The 21,418-nt window shown below is 40.6% G+C and carries 23 protein-coding genes and 1 tRNA gene; 20 read left to right on the top strand and 4 right to left on the bottom strand.

Features of this window, described 5'->3' with window-relative positions; genetic code table 11:
• Positions 1–167: 167 nt before the first annotated feature.
• The 5 genes from P7J49_RS06780 (at position 168) to P7J49_RS06760 (ending at position 11,604) form a co-directional block, all read left to right on the top strand.
• Positions 168–7,088, top strand: coding sequence for a ZmpA/ZmpB/ZmpC family metallo-endopeptidase (locus P7J49_RS06780; protein WP_408570132.1), 6,921 nt, complete (start codon positions 168–170; stop codon positions 7,086–7,088).
• Positions 7,089–7,319: 231 nt separating this feature from the next.
• Entirely contained in the window at positions 7,320–8,351 is a 1,032-nt protein-coding gene (holA, locus tag P7J49_RS06775) for a DNA polymerase III subunit delta (RefSeq protein WP_408570130.1), read from the top strand.
• Between the two features lie 91 nt (positions 8,352–8,442).
• On the top strand, positions 8,443–9,048 hold the full coding sequence (gene sodA, locus P7J49_RS06770; protein WP_408570128.1) for a superoxide dismutase SodA: 606 nt from the start codon (positions 8,443–8,445) through the stop codon (positions 9,046–9,048).
• A gap of 263 nt (positions 9,049–9,311) precedes the next feature.
• Positions 9,312–11,336 (top strand): surface-anchored 5'-nucleotidase, encoded by a 2,025-nt coding sequence (locus tag P7J49_RS06765; protein ID WP_408570126.1) that lies wholly within the window; start codon positions 9,312–9,314, stop codon positions 11,334–11,336.
• A 196-nt stretch (positions 11,337–11,532) separates the two neighbouring features.
• Positions 11,533–11,604, top strand: a tRNA-Arg gene (locus tag P7J49_RS06760).
• Positions 11,605–11,647: 43 nt separating this feature from the next.
• Here the strand turns inward: P7J49_RS06760 and P7J49_RS06755 are convergent.
• From P7J49_RS06755 to P7J49_RS06745, 3 genes are all read right to left on the bottom strand, one after another.
• Entirely contained in the window at positions 11,648–12,736 is a 1,089-nt protein-coding gene (locus P7J49_RS06755; RefSeq protein ID WP_332424329.1) for a tyrosine-type recombinase/integrase, read from the bottom strand.
• Positions 12,737–13,008: 272 nt separating this feature from the next.
• Positions 13,009–13,656: a type II toxin-antitoxin system PemK/MazF family toxin gene (locus P7J49_RS06750; RefSeq protein WP_044767505.1), complete on the bottom strand. Its 648-nt coding sequence runs from the start codon at positions 13,654–13,656 to the stop codon at positions 13,009–13,011.
• 13 nt (positions 13,657–13,669) lie between these two features.
• Positions 13,670–14,401 (bottom strand): XRE family transcriptional regulator, encoded by a 732-nt coding sequence (locus tag P7J49_RS06745; RefSeq protein ID WP_408570124.1) that lies wholly within the window; start codon positions 14,399–14,401, stop codon positions 13,670–13,672.
• Positions 14,402–14,762: 361 nt separating this feature from the next.
• Between P7J49_RS06745 and P7J49_RS06740 the strand changes: the two genes are divergently transcribed.
• The 5 genes from P7J49_RS06740 (at position 14,763) to P7J49_RS06720 (ending at position 15,963) form a co-directional block, all read left to right on the top strand.
• Positions 14,763–14,927 carry a hypothetical protein gene (locus P7J49_RS06740; RefSeq protein ID WP_087013647.1) on the top strand — a complete coding sequence of 55 codons (165 nt, stop codon included), beginning with the start codon at positions 14,763–14,765 and terminating at the stop codon, positions 14,925–14,927.
• A gap of 16 nt (positions 14,928–14,943) precedes the next feature.
• Complete coding sequence (locus tag P7J49_RS06735; protein ID WP_024401629.1) at positions 14,944–15,153, top strand: helix-turn-helix transcriptional regulator; 210 nt, start codon at positions 14,944–14,946, stop codon at positions 15,151–15,153.
• 157 nt (positions 15,154–15,310) lie between these two features.
• A complete protein-coding gene (locus P7J49_RS06730) occupies positions 15,311–15,439 on the top strand; it encodes a hypothetical protein (protein WP_004195146.1) in 129 nt (42 codons plus the stop codon).
• A 38-nt stretch (positions 15,440–15,477) separates the two neighbouring features.
• Positions 15,478–15,693 carry a hypothetical protein gene (locus tag P7J49_RS06725; RefSeq protein ID WP_044674118.1) on the top strand — a complete coding sequence of 72 codons (216 nt, stop codon included), beginning with the start codon at positions 15,478–15,480 and terminating at the stop codon, positions 15,691–15,693.
• Positions 15,694–15,726: 33 nt separating this feature from the next.
• Positions 15,727–15,963 (top strand): hypothetical protein, encoded by a 237-nt coding sequence (locus P7J49_RS06720; protein ID WP_029178278.1) that lies wholly within the window; start codon positions 15,727–15,729, stop codon positions 15,961–15,963.
• Here P7J49_RS06720 and P7J49_RS06715 read toward each other — a convergent pair.
• Positions 15,956–16,678, bottom strand: coding sequence for a hypothetical protein (locus tag P7J49_RS06715; protein ID WP_408570122.1), 723 nt, complete (start codon positions 16,676–16,678; stop codon positions 15,956–15,958). The genes P7J49_RS06720 and P7J49_RS06715 overlap by 8 nt on opposite strands.
• A gap of 67 nt (positions 16,679–16,745) precedes the next feature.
• On the opposite strand from P7J49_RS06715, the gene P7J49_RS06710 reads away from it, so the two are divergent.
• From P7J49_RS06710 to P7J49_RS06665, 10 genes are all read left to right on the top strand, one after another.
• On the top strand, positions 16,746–16,889 hold the full coding sequence (locus P7J49_RS06710; protein ID WP_099780081.1) for a hypothetical protein: 144 nt from the start codon (positions 16,746–16,748) through the stop codon (positions 16,887–16,889).
• Positions 16,890–17,255: 366 nt separating this feature from the next.
• Positions 17,256–17,447 carry a helix-turn-helix domain-containing protein gene (locus P7J49_RS06705; protein ID WP_408570120.1) on the top strand — a complete coding sequence of 64 codons (192 nt, stop codon included), beginning with the start codon at positions 17,256–17,258 and terminating at the stop codon, positions 17,445–17,447.
• A gap of 77 nt (positions 17,448–17,524) precedes the next feature.
• Positions 17,525–17,800 (top strand): hypothetical protein, encoded by a 276-nt coding sequence (locus P7J49_RS06700; protein WP_044771496.1) that lies wholly within the window; start codon positions 17,525–17,527, stop codon positions 17,798–17,800.
• The gene (locus P7J49_RS06695; RefSeq protein WP_074415327.1) at positions 17,797–18,072 is read left to right on the top strand and encodes a hypothetical protein; all 276 of its coding nucleotides are present in this window, start codon (positions 17,797–17,799) and stop codon (positions 18,070–18,072) included. Before P7J49_RS06700 ends, P7J49_RS06695 begins: the two co-directional genes overlap by 4 nt.
• Positions 18,062–18,211 carry a hypothetical protein gene (locus tag P7J49_RS06690; protein WP_153308688.1) on the top strand — a complete coding sequence of 50 codons (150 nt, stop codon included), beginning with the start codon at positions 18,062–18,064 and terminating at the stop codon, positions 18,209–18,211. The genes P7J49_RS06695 and P7J49_RS06690 overlap by 11 nt, the downstream gene beginning before the upstream one ends.
• Positions 18,212–18,343: 132 nt before the next feature.
• Entirely contained in the window at positions 18,344–18,688 is a 345-nt protein-coding gene (locus P7J49_RS06685; protein WP_024377133.1) for a hypothetical protein, read from the top strand.
• The gene (locus tag P7J49_RS06680; RefSeq protein WP_024377132.1) at positions 18,685–18,873 is read left to right on the top strand and encodes a hypothetical protein; all 189 of its coding nucleotides are present in this window, start codon (positions 18,685–18,687) and stop codon (positions 18,871–18,873) included. The genes P7J49_RS06685 and P7J49_RS06680 overlap by 4 nt, the downstream gene beginning before the upstream one ends.
• Position 18,874: 1 nt before the next feature.
• Positions 18,875–19,351, top strand: a complete 477-nt coding sequence (locus P7J49_RS06675; RefSeq protein WP_024377131.1) for a siphovirus Gp157 family protein — start codon at positions 18,875–18,877, stop codon at positions 19,349–19,351.
• Complete coding sequence (locus P7J49_RS06670) at positions 19,348–20,037, top strand: AAA family ATPase (RefSeq protein ID WP_408570117.1); 690 nt, start codon at positions 19,348–19,350, stop codon at positions 20,035–20,037. The genes P7J49_RS06675 and P7J49_RS06670 overlap by 4 nt, the downstream gene beginning before the upstream one ends.
• Positions 20,006–21,418, top strand: a complete 1,413-nt coding sequence (locus tag P7J49_RS06665) for a DEAD/DEAH box helicase (protein ID WP_024377129.1) — start codon at positions 20,006–20,008, stop codon at positions 21,416–21,418. The genes P7J49_RS06670 and P7J49_RS06665 overlap by 32 nt, the downstream gene beginning before the upstream one ends.

Raw genomic sequence — 21,418 nt, 5'->3', positions numbered from 1 at the left:
TTGAACGATTTGATACAAAATAATAGTTTTTATTGGTTTCCTGACGGTTATTGTTGGGAAATCTTTCGTTGCGATAAATTTGTCAGCGTTTTCTTTGTGTTGCATTCTTATTTATTATATAATTGTAGTAGATTTTTTATTTGGCTCAAAAAGGAGACTATATTTTAATGAATTTGCATTTTTTACAAAAGAAGCAGCATTTTGGAATCCGTAAGTTTTCCATCGGTGTCGTATCTGTTGCCTTAGCAATTAGCTTTAGTGTTGCTGGAGGACAGGCTGTGGCTGCCCAAGAGGCAACACAAGCAAATGTTAGTAGCCAGCAAACGAGTCAGGTAGTAACAGATCAAGCAAATCAACTGCAGGAAACCAATGAGGTAACTGTTCAAATTCCAGAAACTGTTGGTTCCTCATTAAACCAAGCCACACAGGAGAACCCAGCTCAAGAAAGCCAGCTTGTGGAAGTAGAACCAGCTATTCAGAAGGAAGTGGTTTCTCAAGACATTTCAGCACCCCAAGCAGCACTTCCAGCAGAAGCAGGGCAAGAACAGACTGCAGAAGAGCAGTCAAATACAGCTGGTGATGAGAGCACTCTCACAGTCGAAAATTCTCATCAGATTATTGAGCAAGTAGAACCAAAATCTATTCAAACGGCACAAGAACCAGCAGGTTCAACGGACGAGGTTACTCAACCAGTTCAGCCAACTGAAACAGCAGCAGTAGAAGAAGTCGTTCAGCCTGTGTTACGTTCAGCACGAAGAGCACGCAGTGTGGCAGCTCAGGAGTTGGCTAAACTGCCACTAGATGCCAATGGAAAGCTGGTAACTTCTTTGACTAATCAATCGGCTGTTAAACTACAAACAGTGTTTGCAGATGGGACCAGTCAAATTGAAGAAGCTAATGCAGCTAATCTCCCAAGAATAAAGAATGGTCAAAATATCTCAGAACTAGTTAGCGCAGTATCACCTGAATTGAAGGCGGTTGACTATGAGAGTCTGTATGAGCATTTAAATCATTCAGAGAGGCCGCTAGAAAAAATACTATTGGAGCAGGCTCTAAAAAAGGAAAATGGTGGTAAGGCTCTAACTGATGAAGAAATGTCCCAGCGCAAGCGACAGGTCTATATGGACCAGTTGGATATGCGGGATAGCTTTAATGCTGTTCAGACAAATTTGGATAGTATTTTGGCTGGTGTTTTTGAAAAAACGACTACAGTCGATGCTAATACAATCAAAGCAAACAAAGAGAAGATTTTACTTGGCTTGACCTATCTTGACCGTCAGTATGGGTTTCAATTTGGTAATTTTTCAGCCAAAGACCTCATTTTGTACCATCCAGAAGTGTTTGGAAATAGTAGTGAACCCTTGACCAATTTATTGGCGATAGGCGATTTGGCTTATGCTGATTTGGAGTTGAGAAACAACTTGGAGACCTACCAACGAAAACTAAGCCCGATTACTAATCATGCTGATGCAATTCAGTTTATTGAAAGTCAAGTTCCACGTTGGACGGGTCAAGAAGATGTTTCAGCTTGGTTTAAAGATACTTCCAAGGCTTATATTGTTGAAGCTAGCAGTCCTCATGGTCAAACAAAACTCTACACCACCTTGCGAGATAGCCAGCGGTGGCAGAACCACATTTTGCCTCTTCTGAACCTGAGTGATGATTCGCTCTATGCCATTAGTACGACAAATACCATCACTTATGGTGCGGTAGATACCTATCTGGCCGAAAAAAACGATAGCAACCGAGCTGCTTTAAAAACTACAATAGCTGATTATGCAACTCATCAACAAGCTTTTTTGGATTTTTGGTATCGTATTAGTGAACAGAGTGAACGATTAAAAACTTATGAACCGATTATTGTAACTGACTCTCTGCAAGCCTATTCAACTGGAAAGGATTCTGCAGAACAATTGTGGTCGCCTAAATCAGGTCCTAAAGCCTTGACAGGAGTGCAGGAGTTTATCGGTCCCATGAATCTTTATATCAATTTTGTTCGTGCAGGAGGTCAAGCCAATGGGACCAATAGTATGAACAATTTCCTCTATAAGTCATTAACTAATGATGGCCATGCTGTCTACACTCATGAGTTGACACACATGTTGGATAAGACCGTTTGGTTAAATGGACATAGTCGTCGACCAGATCAGTTGCAGGAAGTATTTGCGAGAGGGTTATTTGAATCGTTGAATATGTCTGCATCACCGACTTCAGATCCGATTTTTAACCTCAATACTGCTTATACTATTTCGGGCGATAGAACCCAAAATGGGCATCCAAGTCGTTTCCAAACCTCTACAGATTTGAAAACCTATATGCAGGGAATGCTAGATGTCCTCTATACTTTAGATTATGCAGAGGCCCAGTCAATCTTGAAGAAGGCTCCTGATGAAAGGGCTGTTCTGCTTAATAAAATCAGTCTCATTCCAAATCCAGCTAATAATGGTGGCGGAAAAACGACTGAAATTGTAAACTCCATTGATACGACTTCAGCTGCTAACTTACAGACGATTGCTGATTTTGTAGATCAAGGCTTAATTTCGGGACGGTATAAGTTTGATGGGCTTAATACACGAGGAACAGCCCGTACGAACTCCTACTATACCATTCCTCTCTTTGAACCGATTTATGCGGCTCTACAAAATGATTCGGGTAGCGGAGGTGATATTAGCTTTAAACGGAATGCCTATGAAATTTTAGGCGAGTACGGCTATGAAAAAGGGATGGTGGCCTACATTTCTGACCAATATGCAAACGATAAGGAAGCTCTTGCAGCTATTATGCCTGAATTCGATGGGAATTTAGCAACCTTTAAGAAGGCTATGTTCAATCGCCGCATTGCCAAGGTGTCTGAGCTAAAACCCACTAGTGTAGCCAGTGATTTTACTGCAATTCAAACTAAAATGGATGAAGCCATTGCTAAAGACTTACAACAACTTAAAGTCAACGCAAATAATAACGTTCTTTTGTCAACTGGTGTAAATGCTGTTAGAGAGTTGAAAAATCAGATTTTCCAAGCATATTTGAAAGATACAAATGAATTCCGTACAAGTATTTACAGTCAACCAAAGGCGCGTGAGCTCTATGTTACCGATGGTGCTGAAACCTCTACCGATGGTCAGGGAACGGAAACAAATCCATATCAAAGTTTATCTTATGCACTCTCTCAAGCTAAAGATGGTGATACTATTAAATTGGTTAGTGATATCATTCATCGTGATGGACAAAATTTTTCAACGAATTTTGTCATTGATAAGGCGGTGACAATTGATGGTCGTGGAAATAAATTAAATCTCCGTGGACTTAATCTGCTGACGACAAAAGACGTGACTCTGACCAATCTCAACCTTGCGATGATTCCAGATGGTGCTCAACAACCGAAAATTTATGCGGATGGTAACCATCTGACCTTTAATAATGTGTCAACGACCATCAGTCAGGCTCAGACAGGTCTTCGTCCAATCTTGATTGCAGGTTCACCAACTGACACCCCTTCAGGAAGCCATGCTCGGATCTCGATTATTGGCGGCTCCTCAGACACTCGCTTCCAGCAAATTTTTGCGGGCAATGCCCAAGGGGCTAGTTTGATTCCGGTTGAGATTATCATAGACTCAGAATTTGCCAAGGTTGATCAAGGGATTGACTTAGGTGGTGTAGATGGTAACCAAACACTTGGTCGGGTTAGCCTAGAGAGTAATTCCGGCAATATCAAGAAAGTTATGGCGACTAATAGTTCAGATAACCAAGTGAGTCTGAAAGCAACTCGTATCTATGGGCTAGATTTAGTAGATGTGCAGGAATTGGCCTTGCAAGATCAAGCCAATATTACCCTATCTAATCGAGTTTCTAGTATCTCCACCCGACTAGAAGTGGAAAAAGGTAGCCTTCTCAATCTGGATATGGACCAGAATCTTGAAGTCGGTGAACTGATTGGAGATGGAAAACTGATTATCCCAGTTAGCTCTAGCTTGCAGGTAACAGGAGATATTCAAGATAGTGTTCAGGTTCTTGTCAGAGGATTTGAACAAGATCTGACCAAGAATATAGACAAGGAATATGTAAGGGTTGAGGGACTATTATCTCCTACAGCTCGTATTACCTTGGAGAAAGGCTATAATCGTTTTGACTTGGTTCAGGATGGAGTAGCCTATCGTTTAACAGAGCCGACTCAGACACCGCAGAACCTCCAAATCAACCTTCGTTTCAAAGATGGTGAAACGGTTGTTAAGGAAGAAAGTGTGACCTTGCAAGCAGGCTCTTCTGTGACAGATTTGGAAAACCGCCTGCCTCGACCAGCTCTAGGTCATTATGAGATTTCTTCAAGTTTCGACCAGACTCAATTGAACAACCTGCAAACTTCTCAGATAATTGATATTCCATTGGAATTGATTACGCCTGCCTTACCAGTTAAAGTATTCGATAAAACTGCAGTTACAGGTCTTGAATTGGTAATCCTGCCGACTAAGACAGACTATCGTCCGGCTGAAACAGTGGACTTGTCAGGTCTTCAAGTGAGACTGATGGATAATCAAGGTCTGTCCAAAACCATTATTCCAGACCAATTTGGTGAGTACGGTGTGGAATTGGTGCCTGTTACCCTGACCCCACAAGTTACTCGTCTTCAAGTCCGTAAAGATACTCATGAGGTGGCTATTCCAATTCAGGTTATCCCATGGAAAGCAGATGTTTATGCAGTTACTGTTGGGGAGAAGCATGTTTATGAGACGGATGATAATCTGACTGCGGTAGAAACTGCCCTTTTAGCTAAGGTTCAGGTTGATGCCAAAGCAGGTTCTGTTGAAAAGAGCTTTGTAAACCCTCTTCCAACTACTCTTGGTGAACACAACGTACCAGTCCTTGTCAGATTTGATGACGGTAGTCAGAAGCGGGTTGAGGTTGCGGTTGAGGTTGTCCCTGCTAACCTCCAAATCAACCTTCGTTTCAAAGAAGGTGAAAGACTTGTCAAAGAGGAAAGCCTGACCTTGCCAGCCGGTTCTTCTGTGACAGATTTGGGAGATCGTTTGCCTCAACCAGATCTAGGTCATTATGTGATTGCTTCAAGTTTCGACCAGACACAATTAAACAATATCCAAACTTCTAAGACAATTGAGATTCCATTGGAATTGGTGACACCAGTCAAAGTATTCGATAAAACTGCTATTACGGCTCTTGAGTTGGTGACTTCACCGACCAAGCTTGACTATCGCCCAGCAGACAAAATAGACTTGTCAGGTCTTCAAGTGAGACTGATGGATAATCAAGGTCTGTCCAAAACCATTATTCCAGACCAATTTGGTGAGTACGGTGTGGAATTGGTGCCTGTTACCCTGACACCACAAGTGACCAGTTTTCAAGTTCGTAAGGACAATCATGAGTTGACTATCCCAATTCGGGTTATCCCATGGAAAGCAGATGTCTATGCCGTTACTGTCGAGGAGAAGCATGTCTATGAAACCGATGATGATCTGACTGTGGTGGAAACTGCCCTTTTAGCTAAGGTTCAGGTTGATGCCCAAGCAGGTCCTGTTGAAAAAGGTCTTGTAAACCCTCTTCCAACTACTCTTGGCGAACACAGCGTACCAGTCCTTATCAAATATGATGATGGTAGTCAGAAGCGGGTGTCTATTCAGGTTGTTGTCCAACAAACAGCTCATGGGGAAGGTGTCACACATGAATTGCCAATCGGTGTTCTTCCTAAATCGGATCGCTACCAGCCACAAGTAACTAGCGAAGCCCGTGTCCTTCCAACCAGCAGTACTGAGGAAATAAAGGCTGAAATTGTTAAGCAGATCAGTCTTCCAACTGAAGCAGGTCAAGTTGTTTATGAACTTGTAAGTAACCTTCCACAGACAAATGGTGACTATCCAATCACGGTTCGTGTTATTTATGATGATCGCAGCCAAGACGAGATAGTAGTACCACTTCATATTTTCAAAATGGAAAACGGTAAGGGAGTCACACATGAATTGCCAATCGGTGTTCTTCCTAAATCGGATCGCTACCAGCCACAAGTAACTAGCGAAGCTCGTGTCCTTCCAAACAGCAGTACTGAGGAAATAAAGGCTGAAATTGTTAAGCAGATCAGTCTTCCAACTGAAGCAGGTCAAGTTGTTTATGAACTTGTAAGTAACCTTCCACAGACAAATGGTGACTATCCAATCACGGTTCGTGTTATTTATGATGATCGCAGCCAAGACGAGATAGTAGTACCACTTCATATTTTCAAAATGGAAAACGGTAAGGGAGTCACACATGAATTGCCAATCGGTGTTCTTCCTAAATCGGATCGCTACCAGCCACAAGTAACTGGAGAAGCCCGTATCCTTCCAGCAAGCAGTAGTGATGATGCAACGGCTGAAATTGTTAAGCAGATCAGTCTACCAGCTGAAGCAGGTCAATTTGATGTTGTAGTAGTCACTCCTATTCCACAGTCTAGTGGTGACTACTCCATGATTGTTCGGGTGGTCTATGATGATCGCAGCCAAGACGAGATAGTAGTACCACTTCATATTTTCAAAATGGAAAACGGTAAGGGAGTCACACATGAATTGCCAATCGGTGTTCTTCCTAAATCGGATCGCTACCAGCCACAAGTAACTGGAGAAGCCCGTATCCTTCCAGCAAGCAGTAGTGATGATGCAACGGCTGAAATTGTTAAGCAGATCAGTCTACCAGCTGAAGCAGGTCAATTTGATGTTGTAGTAGTCACTCCTATTCCACAGTCTAGTGGTGACTACTCCATGATTGTTCGGGTGGTCTATGATGATCGCAGCCAAGACGAGATAGTAGTACCACTTCATATTTTCAAAATGGAAAATGGTAAGGGAGTCACACATGAATTACCAGTCGGCGTTCTTCCGTCATTAGAAGTAGCTTTAGAGAAGGGGTTAGGAGAAAATAGTCCGAAGCCAGCCGCAAAAGAAATGGCAGTCTCTGTGAGTGTCGTGGGACAGCAAAAATTCGCTAAAGGACAGTTACCTAAAACAGGGGATAGGAATAATCTTTTACTGGTTGGCGTAATGCTTGCAATCTTTAGTTTAATTTCCTGGATGCCGGGTAAGAAACCTCACCAAGTAGAAGAGAAGTAGTAATCATTCATTCTTTTGCTCTATCAGCATAGGAAGAAAGATTTGTTTTCCCTTAAATGCTACCAATCGAATGTTATCCTAATTTTAAAGGCAGAAGCTAAATGTATTAGTTTCTGCTTTTTTAAGCTTAACAAGAGAGTTGAATGATAGATTTTTATTGAGTATTATCAATGAGTTTGTTTTCTATTTTTATTTCAACATGGTATAATTTATTAAGAATTAGAGGTATACATGTTAGTTATTGGACAGATTGAGACATTTAAAAAAGAGAAGTTAGGTTCCTTGACCGTTTTATGCGGTGAGGATGTTGGACAATATCAGATCGCAAAGGATTTATTGTTGCGACAGATTGATTTCGATCCTGCAGACCTTAGTTTTGCCTATTTTGACATGTCAGAAGCTGATTATAGTCAGGTGGATTTGGATTTGGCTTCTCTCCCATTTTTTTCAGACGAAAAAGTTGTCATCCTGGATTATTTTTCTGATTTGACCACAGACAAGAAGCGGCATTTGACGGACGATGAGCTTAAACAGTTTGAGGCTTATTTGGAAAATCCTGTCGAAACAACACGTTTGATTATCCTAGCCCCAGGAAAGTTGGATAGCAAGCGACGCTTGGTCAAACTCCTCAAACGAGATGGACTAGTATTAGAAGCAAATCCTCTGAAGGAGATGGATTTGAAAAATCATTTCCAAAAGGAGATAATGCGTCTTGGATTGCAGATGGGAGGAGAGGTTTTTCAATATCTTTTAGAAAAGTCCAATTTTGATTTTGCAGAAATCAGTAAGAACCTAGTCTTTCTTCAATCTTATAAGGGAAAAGAGACGATTGAAATTTCAGATATTGATGCGACTATCCCCAAAACACTACAAGATAATATCTTTGATTTAACACAGTTAATTCTACAATCCAAGGTAGACGAGGCTCGCAACTTAGTTCGTGACTTGCGGTTGCAAGGGGAGGAAGAGGTTAAGTTGATTGCCATCATGTTAACCCAATTTCGAACCTATCTACAAGTGCAAATCCTAGTAGAGCAAGGCCGAGGGGAACAGCAGATAGTAGCTGAGTTATCAACTATTATGGGGCGTAAGGTGAATCCATACCAAGTAAAGTATGCTTTGCGTGATTCACGCCATCTGTCCATTGGATTTTTGAAAAAAGTTGTTCGATTATTGATAGAAACAGATTATCAAATCAAGACAGGACGGTTTGATAAGGATTACTTGTTTGATCTTACATTGTTAAAAATTGCAACGAGTTAAGTGTCTGATTAGTATTTTCAGACAAAAAAATTGAAAAGGCTCTCACATTGGAGTAAAATAAGAATATCAATTAGTATAGGAGAACAAGAAAATGGCAATTATTTTACCAGACCTTCCATACGCATACGATGCCTTGGAACCACATATTGATGCAGAAACAATGACCCTGCACCATGACAAGCACCATGCAACTTATGTTGCAAATGCTAATGCTGCCCTTGAAAAATACCCAGAAATTGGCGAAGACTTGGTAGCTCTTTTGTCAGATGTGGAGCAAATTCCAGCTGATATCCGTCAAGCCCTTATCAACAACGGTGGTGGTCATTTGAACCATGCTCTTTTCTGGGAATTGCTTACACCTGAAAAAACAGAAATTTCAGCAGAATTGGCAGCAGATATTGATGCAACCTTTGGTTCATTTGATGCATTCAAAGAAGCCTTCACTACAGCAGCAACAACTCGCTTCGGTTCAGGTTGGGCTTTCTTGGTTGTCAACAAAGAAGGCAAGTTAGAGGTTATCTCAACAGCTAACCAAGACACACCTATCATGCAAGGGTTGAAACCAATCTTGGCATTGGATGTTTGGGAACATGCTTATTACCTTAACTACCGTAACGTCCGTCCAAACTACATCAAAGCCTTCTTTGAAGTGATTAACTGGGACAAGGTTAACGAACTTTATAAAGCAGCTAAATAAGAACAGTTCTCTTCCGTTTGGAAGAGATTTTTTAGTTGCGAAGAGTACTTTGGAGAGAATTGTGTATGGGAAGAGGGATGATTTTTCGTATTATGTATAAAAATAACAAGATATTTTTCAGAAAAATGATGTAAAAGTAAGAATAAACGAATATTTTTATAATTTTTTGTTATAAATGACTGATTTGATATTGAAAAGCCGTAAAAAAAGGATTATTATAGATATGTCAATATGAAAAAAATAGAAGGAGCATTGTTTTGCTTATGAAAAAGAATATTCGGTTGAAAAGCAGTGTACTAGCTCTTGTAGCTGGTTTTAGTGTCATTACAACACAGGCTGTTTTAGCAGATGAATTAGCTGTCCAAATTATGGGAGTTAATGATTTCCATGGTGCGCTTGATACGACAGGGACAGCGCGATTGGAGGGGGAAACAGTTCGGAATGCAGGAACTGCTGCTTTGCTTGATGCTTACATGGATGATTCGCAAGCAGAATTTGAAGAAACAGCAGCAGAAACAGAAACACCTGCAGAGTCTATCCGTGTTCAAGCCGGAGATATGGTTGGCGCAAGTCCATCGAATTCTGGACTTTTACAAGATGAACCAACTGTAAAAGTCTTTAACAAAATGGATGTTGAATACGGTACTTTGGGGAACCATGAGTTTGATGAGGGACTTGATGAGTATAACCGTATCATAACTGGTGAAGCTCCAAAAGAAGGCCAGTTTAATGAGATTGTAGATAATTATACTCATGAAGCTGCCAAACAGGAGATTGTTATTGCCAACGTTATTGACAAAGAGACGGGTGAAATTCCGTATGGCTGGAAACCGTATGCTATTAAGACTATTCCTGTAAATGATAAAGAAGCAAATATTGGCTTTATTGGTGTAGTTACGACAGAAATTCCTAATCTTGTTTTGAAGAAAAACTATGAGCAGTACACTTTTTTGAATGAGGCAGAGACGATTGCAAAATATGCGCGTGAGTTAGCTGAAAAGGGTGTAAATGCGATAGTTGTACTGGCTCACGTCCCAGCTACAAGCAAGGATGGTGTGGCTGCTGGTGAAGCTGCAGATATGATTGCTAAGCTAAATGAAATCTATCCTGAACACTCAGTTGACCTTGTATTTGCCGGTCACAACCATGTCTATACAAACGGTACAACAGGCAAAACCTTGATTGTACAAGCTACCTCACAAGGTAAGGCTTATGCAGATGTTAGAGCTGTTTATGATACAGATATTGCCGACTTTAAAGAAGTTCCGACTGCGAAAATTATTGCAGTGGCACCAGGGAAGAAAACACCAAGTCCAGAAATTCAGGCGATTGTAGACGAAGCAAATGCCATCGTTAAAAAAGTAACAGAGCAAAAAATTGGTACGGCTAGTCAAGCGACAGATATTTCTCGCGAGGTAAATGAATTTAAAGAAAGTGCTGTGGGTAATTTAGTAACATCGGCTCAATTAGCTATTGCTAAGAAATCAGGTTATGATGTTGACTTTGCAATGACCAACAATGGCGGGATTCGGGCAGATTTGAAGGTCCAAGAGGATGGAACAGTTACTTGGGGAGCAGCACAAGCTGTTCAACCATTTGGGAATATCCTACAAGTCGTTCAAATGACAGGTGAGCAGATTTATACAGCCTTAAATCAACAATACGATGAAGGCGAAAAATATTTCCTTCAAATGTCTGGAATTAAATATATCTACACGAAAGCAGATAATCCAACGGAAGAAAATCCTTACAAGGTTGTTAAAGCCTTCAAAGAAGATGGAACAGAGTTTGTTCCGACAGAAACCTATACACTTGTCATCAATGACTTCCTATTTGGCGGTGGGGATGGCTTCTCGATTTTCAAAGAAGCTAAACTGATTGGCGCTATCAATCCAGATACAGAAGTATTTGTGGAGTATTTGACTGATTTAGAAAAAGCAGGTCAAACCATTAGTGCCACTATTACAGGTAGAAAAGCATTTGTAGAGGAGTACGTAGAAGAATCAAAAGCAGAAGAAAAAGGAGATGCTGCTGGGACAACTACCGATACGAAAACACCTGAAAAAGCAAACGACGGTGGCGGTAGTGTAGCAAATCAGAAAGCAAACGAGCAACCGGCACCATCTGGAAGTGTGGCTCCTATTTCAAATAAGAAAGCTGAAAAAGCATCAGGAAATCAAACACTTCCAAGTACCGGTCAAGAAGCCCTAGGCACACTTCTTATTAGCTTGGGTGGCTTAGTTTCACTCGGAATGGCTGTCTCAATGAGACGTAAGGAAGGGGAATAGGAATCAAGCATAAAAACGACAAACTTTCGAAGTACATTATAGAATTACTTCTTTTAGAGATTATCATGAGAGAAATACATAAAAACAATTGTGTTTCATCTTAGAGTAGGTTCTGCTTTTTGTAAAAATTTGAAAAAAACTTATATAACCTTGCTCTTGCAATCTGCTCTCTTCTAGTGTACAATAGAGAAGCAGACTTCCCTTAGTTAAATGGATATAACAAATTCCTCCTAAGAATTAGTTGCAGGTTCGATTCCTGCAGGGGAGATGAAAATACAACAAAAACCCTTGATACACAAGGGTTTTTAACTTTATTGCCCCAAATCTGCCCCAAATTTTTCCATTAAATTTCTGACTTTGTCGAATGATTCTTCTTGTTTAGCCTTGAATAAGTGCGAATATGTTTTCAATGTTTCGGTCGCATCCTTGTGTCCTACTAACTTGGCAATGGTCACAACGTCCACGTCATGATAGATTAGCCAGCTAACGTAGGTATGACGTAAGCCGTGTACATTAAATGTTTGACGTGTCTTTTTCTTTAAAATTTTATTTTCGCCAGTCCCTGTCAATTTGGTAAACAATCTTTTATCTGGATTGTCTATATATCCAACTTTCATGTACTCGTCGTATGCTTTCAGCCACTCACTATCAAATGGCACATCTCGTTCTGATTGCGGATTCTTAGTAGGTCCCCAACCTTTCTTCTTTCCGTAAACCTTGTAAGTCCTGCGGATTCGTAAACACATATTTTCGCGGTCAACGATAGGCTCTGTAATGCCTGCTGCTTCCGAGAAACGAAGTCCGGTTTTTCCGATAGTGTACAGGAAGAAGTGGGACTGGTACTTAATTGTCTTTCGATAATCTGTGATTAATTGTTCATATTCATCTAGTTCCAGGTACTTATCCTCCTCTTTCTTGGATTCGACATCGGAGAAAATCTTGACAATTTCGGTAAAATCTTTTTTTAAAATTCCCTGGTGGATAGCAACTTTAATTGCTGCCCTTATATGCGAATTGAACCTTTTGACACTATCTTTCACATAACATTTTGCCAGTTCGTTTATAATGTTTTGATAGGAAGTAGCGTTTATTTTCGAGAGTTTCGTTTCGTGAAAGTATATAGTAATCAGTTTAAGGGTATATTCATATTTACCAAATGTTTCTGGTCCGACATGAGGCTTCTTGTGGACAAGCATCCATTTTTCAAAGTATTCAGCAAGGGTAATGTTCTTATCTTCCACAATGCCGTTGGACAGCTCAATTTCAGCTTGGGATGCTGCTTGAACAGCCTCTGCCTTGGTTCTATATCCTGACTTAGATTTCTGCTTATATGAGCCGTCTGGGGCTTTATATGAGATACGGTATTCCCATCCGTTATCCCTTTTTCTAAAATATGCCATTGATTTACCCTTTCTAATTTGATAAAATGGGTATAGTAAAGAGACCTACTGCAAAGCAGGTTTTTACTATACGGAATTACCCTACACTCAAGCTTTGGTCGGCGGAGAGTGTGGGGATTTTTTTGTTTTTTTGTAAAATAGCAAAAAAGCAGCCATGAAAAACATGACTGCCGTACGGTATGGGACTAAATCCCGAATGTAAACTTTATGAGGCTTTACCTCTAATACAGTCATATTTTATACTTTTTTTTGATTTTTGTAAAGTATTTTGGTTAGAAATACAATTCTTTAACTTTTGCGTTGATGGCGTCAAGAGTTTCTGGTGATACTTTTATCTTTCCTACAGGGTCTAAGGGGTTCTTTTTGAGTATCCTATCTTTGCTAATGGTTTGTAGGCTGTCGCATTTTGCGAATGATTGCTTGAGGTATTTACCATAGTAGTCGATGACTTCTTTTAGATTTGAAATGGTGAGTTGGAACTCCTCACTTGAAGTGTTTTCCTCAGTTATCTTCTGTTCTAGTTTAGCAAATTCTTTGTCTATGTACTTAAATGATTGTTGACCAATTATTTCTTGTAACGGAACAGTGTTGTCATTTTCTTTGGAAGTGATTGGGATGACTGTCAATGTCTTTTTGTACGGTGAATCTGTTTTATCAAGTACTATAGCCCAATGATTGTTTGACAACTCTCCACCAACGTTTACTCCAAATTCAACAAAGACTAGTGAACCACGATTAAACTTCCAATATTTTCTTTTGGGACTTTCTGCCTCGTAAAGATACTGCTCTGATTGTCTTTTGACAGCAGGGGCTAGGAAGCGGTATTTGGTGGAGGTGTGTTTTGCCTTGCCAAGTTTGTATAATTTTTCTACTTTGATGTAATTTTGTTTGGCATTCTCAAAGTATGGATTTTCTTTCATAAAAATCTCCTCCCTACCTCTCCCTATACGCCTCCACGACTTCGCCGATGGTTCGGAAGTCGGTGTCTGCTGTGATGGGGATGTCGTCATAGTCTGGGTTCAGGCTGTGAAGATAGGCACCTTGGTCTGTGATGCGGAGTTGTTTGATGTAGGCGTCGCCGTTATAGGCGAATACTCCGATGTCGCCGTCAGATAGGTCTACAGATAGTTTGACGAATATATAATCGCCTGAGTGGTATTCTGGTTCCATGGAGTCTCCGTAGATAGGGACAACGAAGTCAGCGTCCACTTCAATAGGTAATTCGATTGTTTCAACCTTTACATCATTCAGATACTGACCTGTGCCAGCGGAAGCGGGTTGGTCGTAGTAGTTGTAGGTGTGGTAGGTGGCTTGCAGTTCATTTACTGTATTCTTACTGTATGTTACTGTATTTTGTTTATCTAGGAGCTCGCTAGAGTAGCGTAGCACGCTTTTCTGGTTGGGTTCGGTTAATTGCACCACCTTGTCCGAAATCTGCTCTATGAGGCTGTTAGGGGCTGTGGTGGGGGTTTCTCCGAGGAGTTCAGATTTTTTAATATTGAAGATTTGAGCCATTTGCTCAATTTTATCCATTAAAGGTTTATTTCGTCCAACTTCCCAAGCAGAAATTGCAGTCGGAGCAACATCTAGTAATACAGCTAAATCTTTTTGGGTAAGTTTTTTACTTTTTCTATATTCTTTAATATTGTAAGCTAAAATGTCCATTTTTTTAGCCTCCTCACAGTGTTTTCTTATCTGTATTCTACACTTTAAGTGTAAAAATGTAAAGTTTTTTTATTTTTTTGTAAAAAAGTATTGACAAGTACACTTCAAGTGTAGTATAATATAGTCAAGGTTAAGGAATTAACCGAAATAAAAACAGGAGGTACAGCCAATGGCTAAACACGAAAAAAAGCCTAAACGCAGAGAAATCGAATTTGACATTCAATTCTTCTGGTTTAGACTTCGAGTAAAATACTTAATCGAGTGGTAGCTTGATTAAGTAGGGGGGCAGGAGCCTCCCTCCCTCGTAAGAGGGATAGGTATAGTGTACCACATTGGCTGTACTTCCCGCAAGGAGTATCTTATGAGTTGGAAAAAAATTCTCTTTGGTAGTTATGAAAAGATCTTTGTCAGTCAGGATGGCAGGGCAAAGACGACTATCTCTATCAAGGGTGGATTGTTGCTTAATCTGTTGGCACTGGTCGGGCTGGTTGGCTTGATTTGGTGGCTGATTGGTCTATTTACATAGAAAGGAGTGAAGGTTATTGCAATTAACTTTAAAAATGGCTCGTGCTAAGGTAGGACTTACTAAGAAACAAATGGCTTTGGAACTTGGTGTTACTCGTCCCACTTATGACGATTATGAAAATTACAATACCATAATGCGTATTGATGTGGCACAGCGTTTTTGCGACATCGTCGGTGTATCGATTGACGATGTTATTTTTCAAAAGAAAACTACACTTGAGGTGTAATTTTTTAGAAGTTTATATACACTTGAAGTGTAATCAAACACGCCAGCTCTGCTATTTCCCCAATGGTCAGTCTTTGGTCAAACTTTATACAATACTTGTATAAAAAGTTCTTGACTTCTTCAAGAACTTTAACTAACAGGTGGAAGGAGGGGTGATCATGACGTCTATACATGTGTCTTTGTCGGTTGAGATGAAGAAGCGGTTGGGGGTGGAGTGCCAGCGTCTGGGGCTGTCGATGGCGGCTTATGTGCGGTTGGTGCTGGCGGAGAAGTTGAGAGAGGAGTAGGGCGGTACAGCTCTGCTATTTATGGAAAGGAGGAGGACATGAACAAGAAAGGACGACCAGCAGGGGTCAAAAACGATCGTGGACTTTACACAATCGCGGTACCAAAGGAAATCTACGACCAAATAGATGATTTGGCTATCGGTAGCGGTAGGTCGCGGACGGCTGTTGCAAGCTTTATTTTTACAGAAGGACTGGAACATATCCAAATTGTCGAGGAAACAATCACACGCAAGCGGATTGTGGGTATTGAGTAGGGAAAGGCCAACCAAACTAGAAAGGAGAAAGGGATGAACGAACTAGAAAGAACAGCCCTCAATGAAATACTGAGGACTGTGACCTATATTGCTGAAAGGGTGGATAGACTTGGAGAACAGTTATATCCACATCTTACAGAAACAGATAAAAAAGAGGTGCTGGCATTGATTAACGATGCACTTTCGAAAGGAAGGGGTATCTCAGATAATAATCTTGACGGTGTCAAGTTCCAGTCAAATACTCCTCAAGGGATAGAAGGTGTTAGATAAACAACGTTTCTAATTTCTTTAGCTCTAGATGATATTCGGGAGAAATATGGCTATAAGCCTTGTCGAAAAAAGTATTCAAGTCAGCGACTACATAGAGTTCTGACAGTTTCTGACACTCTGCTAAAAAGTCTGGTCTGCCTTGGAAAATGGGAAGCATAATCGCAGCTATGTAAGTGTTTATCTTACGATTTCCTGTGGGATTATCTTTTAAGTAGTCCAAAGGTAATTGTTTTAGATTTACAGGTTCGCTTTCTTGAAGCTGTAATTCGCTGTACTCAAGCGTGAAGTCTGTGAAAGATTTAATTATCGAATTTGCAGATTTAGACCACTCTTGAGCAAAACCTTGTAGGAAAAGGTGAGAAGCTACCTCACATAAGACTTCTTCAAGCCAAAACATCGGCGTATTAGAAGGCGATTTATAGTAAGCGTGTAATAGCTCGTGACCTAACTGGTAAATAACTTGAGAATGCTCATTGATTTCTTGTAAGTGTAAGAAAATCAAATGCTCTTCTGGAAAAGACAATGGGCAGTCGATAAATGGAGCGAAGATAATCGATATGTTTTCGTCTTTGAGATTAGGGAAAATGTCTTGCGCAACACTTGCTAGATGGTCAAATATAGCTGAGTACATAGCAGAGTTAAATGGCTCTGGCAGTGGGCGGACAGATTGATAAAACATCTTCCAGTTTGTCGCAGGAACAAAATACTTTTTCATAACAGTTCTCCAATCGTTTTTACTTTAATTATAGCATATTTACTAACTAACTAGAAAGGAGAAGGGGATGAGACCAAAACGGTATCCGTATCAAGGAAAAAAAGCTTCGACCACAGAAATAGTCAAAGCTTGGAAAAAAGATTGTTTAGAAATTTTACAAAAGCAGATAACTTCTATTGAAGAGAAGTTAGCGCTACTTTATAACGAGTGAACCGCCATGCTCAATGACAGTATATCCACTCTTCTCTAATTCTTGAATTATTTCTTCAACAGGCATCGCATAGAGTTTTGGATTTATAGATGTTATCGGACTTGATAATCGTTCGTCAAAAGCAAATTTTAATTGATTATCCAAATCTGCCCAAGTCTTAAGCTTTTTTGATTATTTGGTTTTGGACTTAACTTGCTCATACTTCTTCTCCTTTCCATAATATTTGACGCACAGGAGAAAATCACTAGATTTGGTAGTTAAAGTTGAATTTGCTTACCTGATTGTCATAAGTTGATAATAACAAAAATATATAGAAATAATATCAGTCTAAAGACGGATATAGCACTATATATAGTGGTTTTGAAGATGTGGGAGAAAATTGAAGAACTCGCTAATATTCGAGGAATTACTATCTACGCTTTAGCAAAGAAAGCAGGTATCAATTATACGATGTTGGCAGAACTAAAATCTGGGAAGAAGAAGGATATGATGTTTAGTAATGTTGTTAAAATCGCTAAGGCTCTTGATGTGAGTCTGGATGAATTAGCAAAAAGCTAATAAAAAACCACTGCGGGAACAGTGGCTTACTAAAAATTACAATTAAATTATAACACACGAAAGCGAGGTTTGACAAGATGGATGACATTGCTGAAAGCCTCATATCACGTTTTATCAGTCAACTAAAAGTTAGGCTGGTAGAGGTATTTGAGGTGTTTAACTTAGAACTTGCAATGCCTTTGCTACTCAACAGCAAGCAGTGCAAGAAGTTGCTAGGGATTGCAAATGAGACGGAATTCCAGAGGGTGTCACACTTGAAGGATTTTCCAAGAATTGAAAAGAAAGGGTCGCACCCACGATTTCCACGAGATGCGGTGGTTGAGTGGATGCGTGTGAATTGGAAGTCGATATGACAGAAGCGATATTTACATTAGGAATCTTCGCTGTGCCGATTTTGACGGCGGCAGTTGTGGAACAGTGGAAAGCGGAGAAGGAGCGGAAGAAGCGTGATCAGGAGCTTTTGCTCGACTACAAAATCGCTATGGCTTGTGAGCGGGCAGTTGAAGCTGATCGCTTAGCCTGGAAGAATCAAATTAAACAGTCGCTAGCAAGCTGGGAACCAATCAAATTTGCTGATGATGCACCAGTTCGTGCAGCTAGAAAGTGGGGCAGACATGCACATTAGCAATGGGATTGGACGGGAAAATCAAATTGATCAGATTGTCTATTTCACAGGTAAAACACGACAGTTTTATCAAGCTATGTCACCGTACGAACTTGCTGTGGAATTGAAAATCGTGAAGATCCAGGCAGGGCTAGTATGACAATTTACGACAGAGAATACGTGTGTGACGATTGTCTTGAACAATGGGAATCGCGCTCAGAAGAACCAATGATATTTTGTCCATTCTGTATATCAGATGAAGAGCCGAGAGTTATCGGAAAGTGGAGGGCTTATGACTAGTATTGAAAGGATTAGGGAATACTATCGCGAACATCCGAACGCATCTTCTAAGGAAGTGTCAGAGGTATTGAAGATTAAAGAGAATACTGTCAAGGCTTCGATTTCTAAAGATGTGAAAAATCGTCGGGCAGTTCGTTTAGATAATGGTGGTATTGACTATACAGATTTTTTTGAGAAAGATGAATGGTTAAAAGCATTCCGTGAGTATCAGAAAGAGATTCTGGAAGAGCAGATTGAAGTCCTGCGAGAAGCAAATCGTAGAGAGATTGATAGCAACCAGATCCGCTTGAACGCTCGTGAGATACGGATGTTGCTGAATGATTTGGCTAGATTATGACAAGACAAGATTTAATTGAACTAATGGAAAGTGATGCAGCAATCGGCATCAAGGATTTTATGGCTATGCATGATCACTATGTTGCCTGCTTGATTACCCACAAGCAAGGTTACGACCATGACCAGTTGGAGTATATCGCTGCATACGTTAAATTTTTGGAAAATCATTTTATGGAGGACTTGTAATATGGCGTTTTTGTACGAATTAGAAGGGATTTATGCCCAGCTTCAAGCTATGGAATTGGACGATGAAACGTTTAATGACACGCTTGAAAGTATTGACTTTGAAGAAAATTTTGCGCAATCTTGCGAATGGTTTATCAAGATGCAACGTAATGCCGAAGCCGATGCAGAACGGTTTAAGGCTGAAAAAGACGCGTTCGCCAAAAAACAAAAAGAAGCTGAAGCAAGGGCGGAACGTTTTAAGGAACGTGTAAAAGAAGCGATGATGTTAACTAATCAACAGAAGGTTGATACTGGATTATTTAAATTATCACTCCGAAAAACGGAAAGTGTCACTATTTTTGACCCATCGAAATTAGCAGATGAATTTTTGAAAGTGAAAGTTGAACCGAATAAAACGGAAATCAAGAAAGCCATCAAGAATGGTCAAGTTGTTTTCGGAGCTGAACTGACAGAAGGGCGCAGTGTGGTAGTGAAATGAAAATTACAAAAGCGACAGATATAATGTTAAATGATTCCTGTTATCTCATCTATGGGAACCCAGGGTTTGGGAAGACTTCGGCATTGAAATACATCCCAGGTAAGACCTTGGTGATTGATATTGACAAGTCATCCAAGGTTCTAAACGGGTGCGAGAATATTTCTATTGCGAAAGTAGACTCGCATAAAATCTGGGACGAATGGTTGAATGTTGTCAAAGAATTACTAAAAGGAGCGGCTGAACCATTCGACACCATCGTCGTCGACAATGTATCAGAACTCTTTCGGGCTTGCTTGGCGAATTTAGGTCGCGAGGGCAAGAACCACAGGGTGCCTTCTCAAGCGGACTACCAACGGGTAGATTTCACTATTTTGGATAGTTTGCGGGCCTTATTGCAGCTGAAAAAACGTATTGTGTTCACAGCTTGGGAGACTTCGGATCAGTGGACGGATGAAAATGGCATGATTTACAACAGGGCCATGCCTGATATTCGTTCTAAGATTTTGAATAACTTCTTAGGCTTGACCGATGTGGTGGCTAGATTGGTCAAAAAGACCACTGAAGACGGCGAGGAAGTGAGAGGTTTTATTTTACAACCGTCGGCAAGTGTCTACGCAAAAAATCGTCTGGATGACCGTAAGGGGTGCAAAGTAGATGAGCTTTTCACTACGGAACTACCAAGTTGAACTGATTTTGGATATCAAGAAATCCATGCTTGCAGGCCACCGTAAAATCATGGTGCAGTCACCCCCACGGTCCGGAAAAACAGTTTGTATGGCTCACATCGCCAAGAATGCGACAGATAAGCAAAAGACGGTACTGTTTTTCAGTCATCGCAAGGAAATCAACGAACAAGTTTTTGAGACATTCAGCCGCGCTGGTGTCGACATGGGATTGGTCTATATCGGTACAGTTGGTAGTATTGTCAGGAAGTTAGGAAAATTACCTTTGCCGACACTCATCTTGGTGGATGAAGCGCATCATATCAAGGCTAGTCAATACCAACAGATTTTAAAATATTATCACCAGGCGGTACAGTTGTTTTTTACAGGAACTCCGATACGCTTGGATGGTTCTGGTTTTGACGATATGGCGGATGATTTGGTTGTCGGTAAATCTATCCTGTGGTTGCAGGAACATGGCAATATTTCAGAGTTTGACTATTATTCTATCAATCTGCTTGATCAGGCAAAGCTAAGGAAACGGCAGGGCGAGTACACGAACCAGTCGATTGATGATAGTTTTGATTTCAAGCAACAGCACGGCGATTACTTGAGCCATTACGAACGTTTGGCAAAGGGAAAACAAGCTATCGTATATTGCCATAGCGTAGAATACGCTGAGAGGGTTTCTAAGCGATTTTTTGAAGCAGGGTACCAATCAGCCGTAGTGTCTGGAAAAACTCCGAAAGTCGAACGAGAGCGGGCAATGCGTGCCTTTCGTGACGGAGAAGTGACTATCATGGTGAACGTCAATTTATTTACTGAAGGGATTGACTTGCCAGGTGTTGACGTCTGCATCATGCTACGACCGACGGCATCGTTAAGTTTGTATTTGCAGTTTGCAATGCGCGCCTTGAATCCCAGAGATGGCAAACGTGCCATACTGATAGATCATGTCGGAAATCACATTCGGCACGGTCTGCCAAACGATGACCGCTACTGGACCTTGGAAGGCGTTGATAAAACAAAATCATCCAGTAAAGAGAAGGAAGAGGCGCCTAAGACTTGCGAGAATTGCTTTGCGACATTTTATAGGGATAAGATTGTCGATGGAAAATGTCCTTACTGTGATGAACCATTGAAAATTATCAAGGATATTGAACAGGAGGCAACAAATGAAACGTTAACTTTAATCAACCAGGGGATGGAGTTTGTCTCTATCCGCGGTGAGATGATAGAAGTGACACGGGAAGAGGCTTTGGTCTACAAGCGTGTCAAACGATATGGTAAGAAATACGAGAGATGTGAGTCTCTCGCAGAATTAAAAGCATTTAGAATTATCCACGGTTACGCCCCAGGCTGGCTGTGGCACAAACAAAAAGAATTAAACCTTTGGAGGAATTAA

This window comes from Streptococcus suis, from assembly GCF_046032515.1.
In the GTDB taxonomy this organism is placed as follows: Bacteria; Bacillota; Bacilli; order Lactobacillales; family Streptococcaceae; genus Streptococcus; species Streptococcus suis_AL.
Note: the sequence above shows the minus strand (reverse complement) of the source record. Positions and strands in the feature narration are given on the sequence as shown.

What these genes read in the sequence shown, in the direction of transcription:
- P7J49_RS06745 (WP_408570124.1), bottom strand. Translation starts at nt 14,401, where the DNA reads ATGGACATTTTAGCTTACAATATTAAAGAATATAGAAAAAGTAAAAAA.
- P7J49_RS06700 (WP_044771496.1), top strand. Translation starts at nt 17,525, where the DNA reads ATGGATGACATTGCTGAAAGCCTCATATCACGTTTTATCAGTCAACTA.
- P7J49_RS06680 (WP_024377132.1), top strand. Translation starts at nt 18,685, where the DNA reads ATGACAAGACAAGATTTAATTGAACTAATGGAAAGTGATGCAGCAATC.
- P7J49_RS06710 (WP_099780081.1), top strand. Translation starts at nt 16,746, where the DNA reads ATGAGACCAAAACGGTATCCGTATCAAGGAAAAAAAGCTTCGACCACA.
- P7J49_RS06690 (WP_153308688.1), top strand. Translation starts at nt 18,062, where the DNA reads ATGCACATTAGCAATGGGATTGGACGGGAAAATCAAATTGATCAGATT.
- P7J49_RS06740 (WP_087013647.1), top strand. Translation starts at nt 14,763, where the DNA reads ATGAGTTGGAAAAAAATTCTCTTTGGTAGTTATGAAAAGATCTTTGTC.
- P7J49_RS06685 (WP_024377133.1), top strand. Translation starts at nt 18,344, where the DNA reads ATGACTAGTATTGAAAGGATTAGGGAATACTATCGCGAACATCCGAAC.
- P7J49_RS06750 (WP_044767505.1), bottom strand. Translation starts at nt 13,656, where the DNA reads ATGAAAGAAAATCCATACTTTGAGAATGCCAAACAAAATTACATCAAA.
- P7J49_RS06675 (WP_024377131.1), top strand. Translation starts at nt 18,875, where the DNA reads ATGGCGTTTTTGTACGAATTAGAAGGGATTTATGCCCAGCTTCAAGCT.
- P7J49_RS06765 (WP_408570126.1), top strand. Translation starts at nt 9,312, where the DNA reads ATGAAAAAGAATATTCGGTTGAAAAGCAGTGTACTAGCTCTTGTAGCT.
- P7J49_RS06780 (WP_408570132.1), top strand. Translation starts at nt 168, where the DNA reads ATGAATTTGCATTTTTTACAAAAGAAGCAGCATTTTGGAATCCGTAAG.
- P7J49_RS06695 (WP_074415327.1), top strand. Translation starts at nt 17,797, where the DNA reads ATGACAGAAGCGATATTTACATTAGGAATCTTCGCTGTGCCGATTTTG.
- holA (WP_408570130.1), top strand. Translation starts at nt 7,320, where the DNA reads ATGTTAGTTATTGGACAGATTGAGACATTTAAAAAAGAGAAGTTAGGT.
- P7J49_RS06670 (WP_408570117.1), top strand. Translation starts at nt 19,348, where the DNA reads ATGAAAATTACAAAAGCGACAGATATAATGTTAAATGATTCCTGTTAT.
- P7J49_RS06725 (WP_044674118.1), top strand. Translation starts at nt 15,478, where the DNA reads ATGAACAAGAAAGGACGACCAGCAGGGGTCAAAAACGATCGTGGACTT.
- P7J49_RS06665 (WP_024377129.1), top strand. Translation starts at nt 20,006, where the DNA reads ATGAGCTTTTCACTACGGAACTACCAAGTTGAACTGATTTTGGATATC.
- P7J49_RS06720 (WP_029178278.1), top strand. Translation starts at nt 15,727, where the DNA reads ATGAACGAACTAGAAAGAACAGCCCTCAATGAAATACTGAGGACTGTG.
- P7J49_RS06755 (WP_332424329.1), bottom strand. Translation starts at nt 12,736, where the DNA reads ATGGCATATTTTAGAAAAAGGGATAACGGATGGGAATACCGTATCTCA.
- P7J49_RS06715 (WP_408570122.1), bottom strand. Translation starts at nt 16,678, where the DNA reads ATGAAAAAGTATTTTGTTCCTGCGACAAACTGGAAGATGTTTTATCAA.
- P7J49_RS06705 (WP_408570120.1), top strand. Translation starts at nt 17,256, where the DNA reads ATGTGGGAGAAAATTGAAGAACTCGCTAATATTCGAGGAATTACTATC.
- P7J49_RS06730 (WP_004195146.1), top strand. Translation starts at nt 15,311, where the DNA reads ATGACGTCTATACATGTGTCTTTGTCGGTTGAGATGAAGAAGCGGTTG.
- sodA (WP_408570128.1), top strand. Translation starts at nt 8,443, where the DNA reads ATGGCAATTATTTTACCAGACCTTCCATACGCATACGATGCCTTGGAA.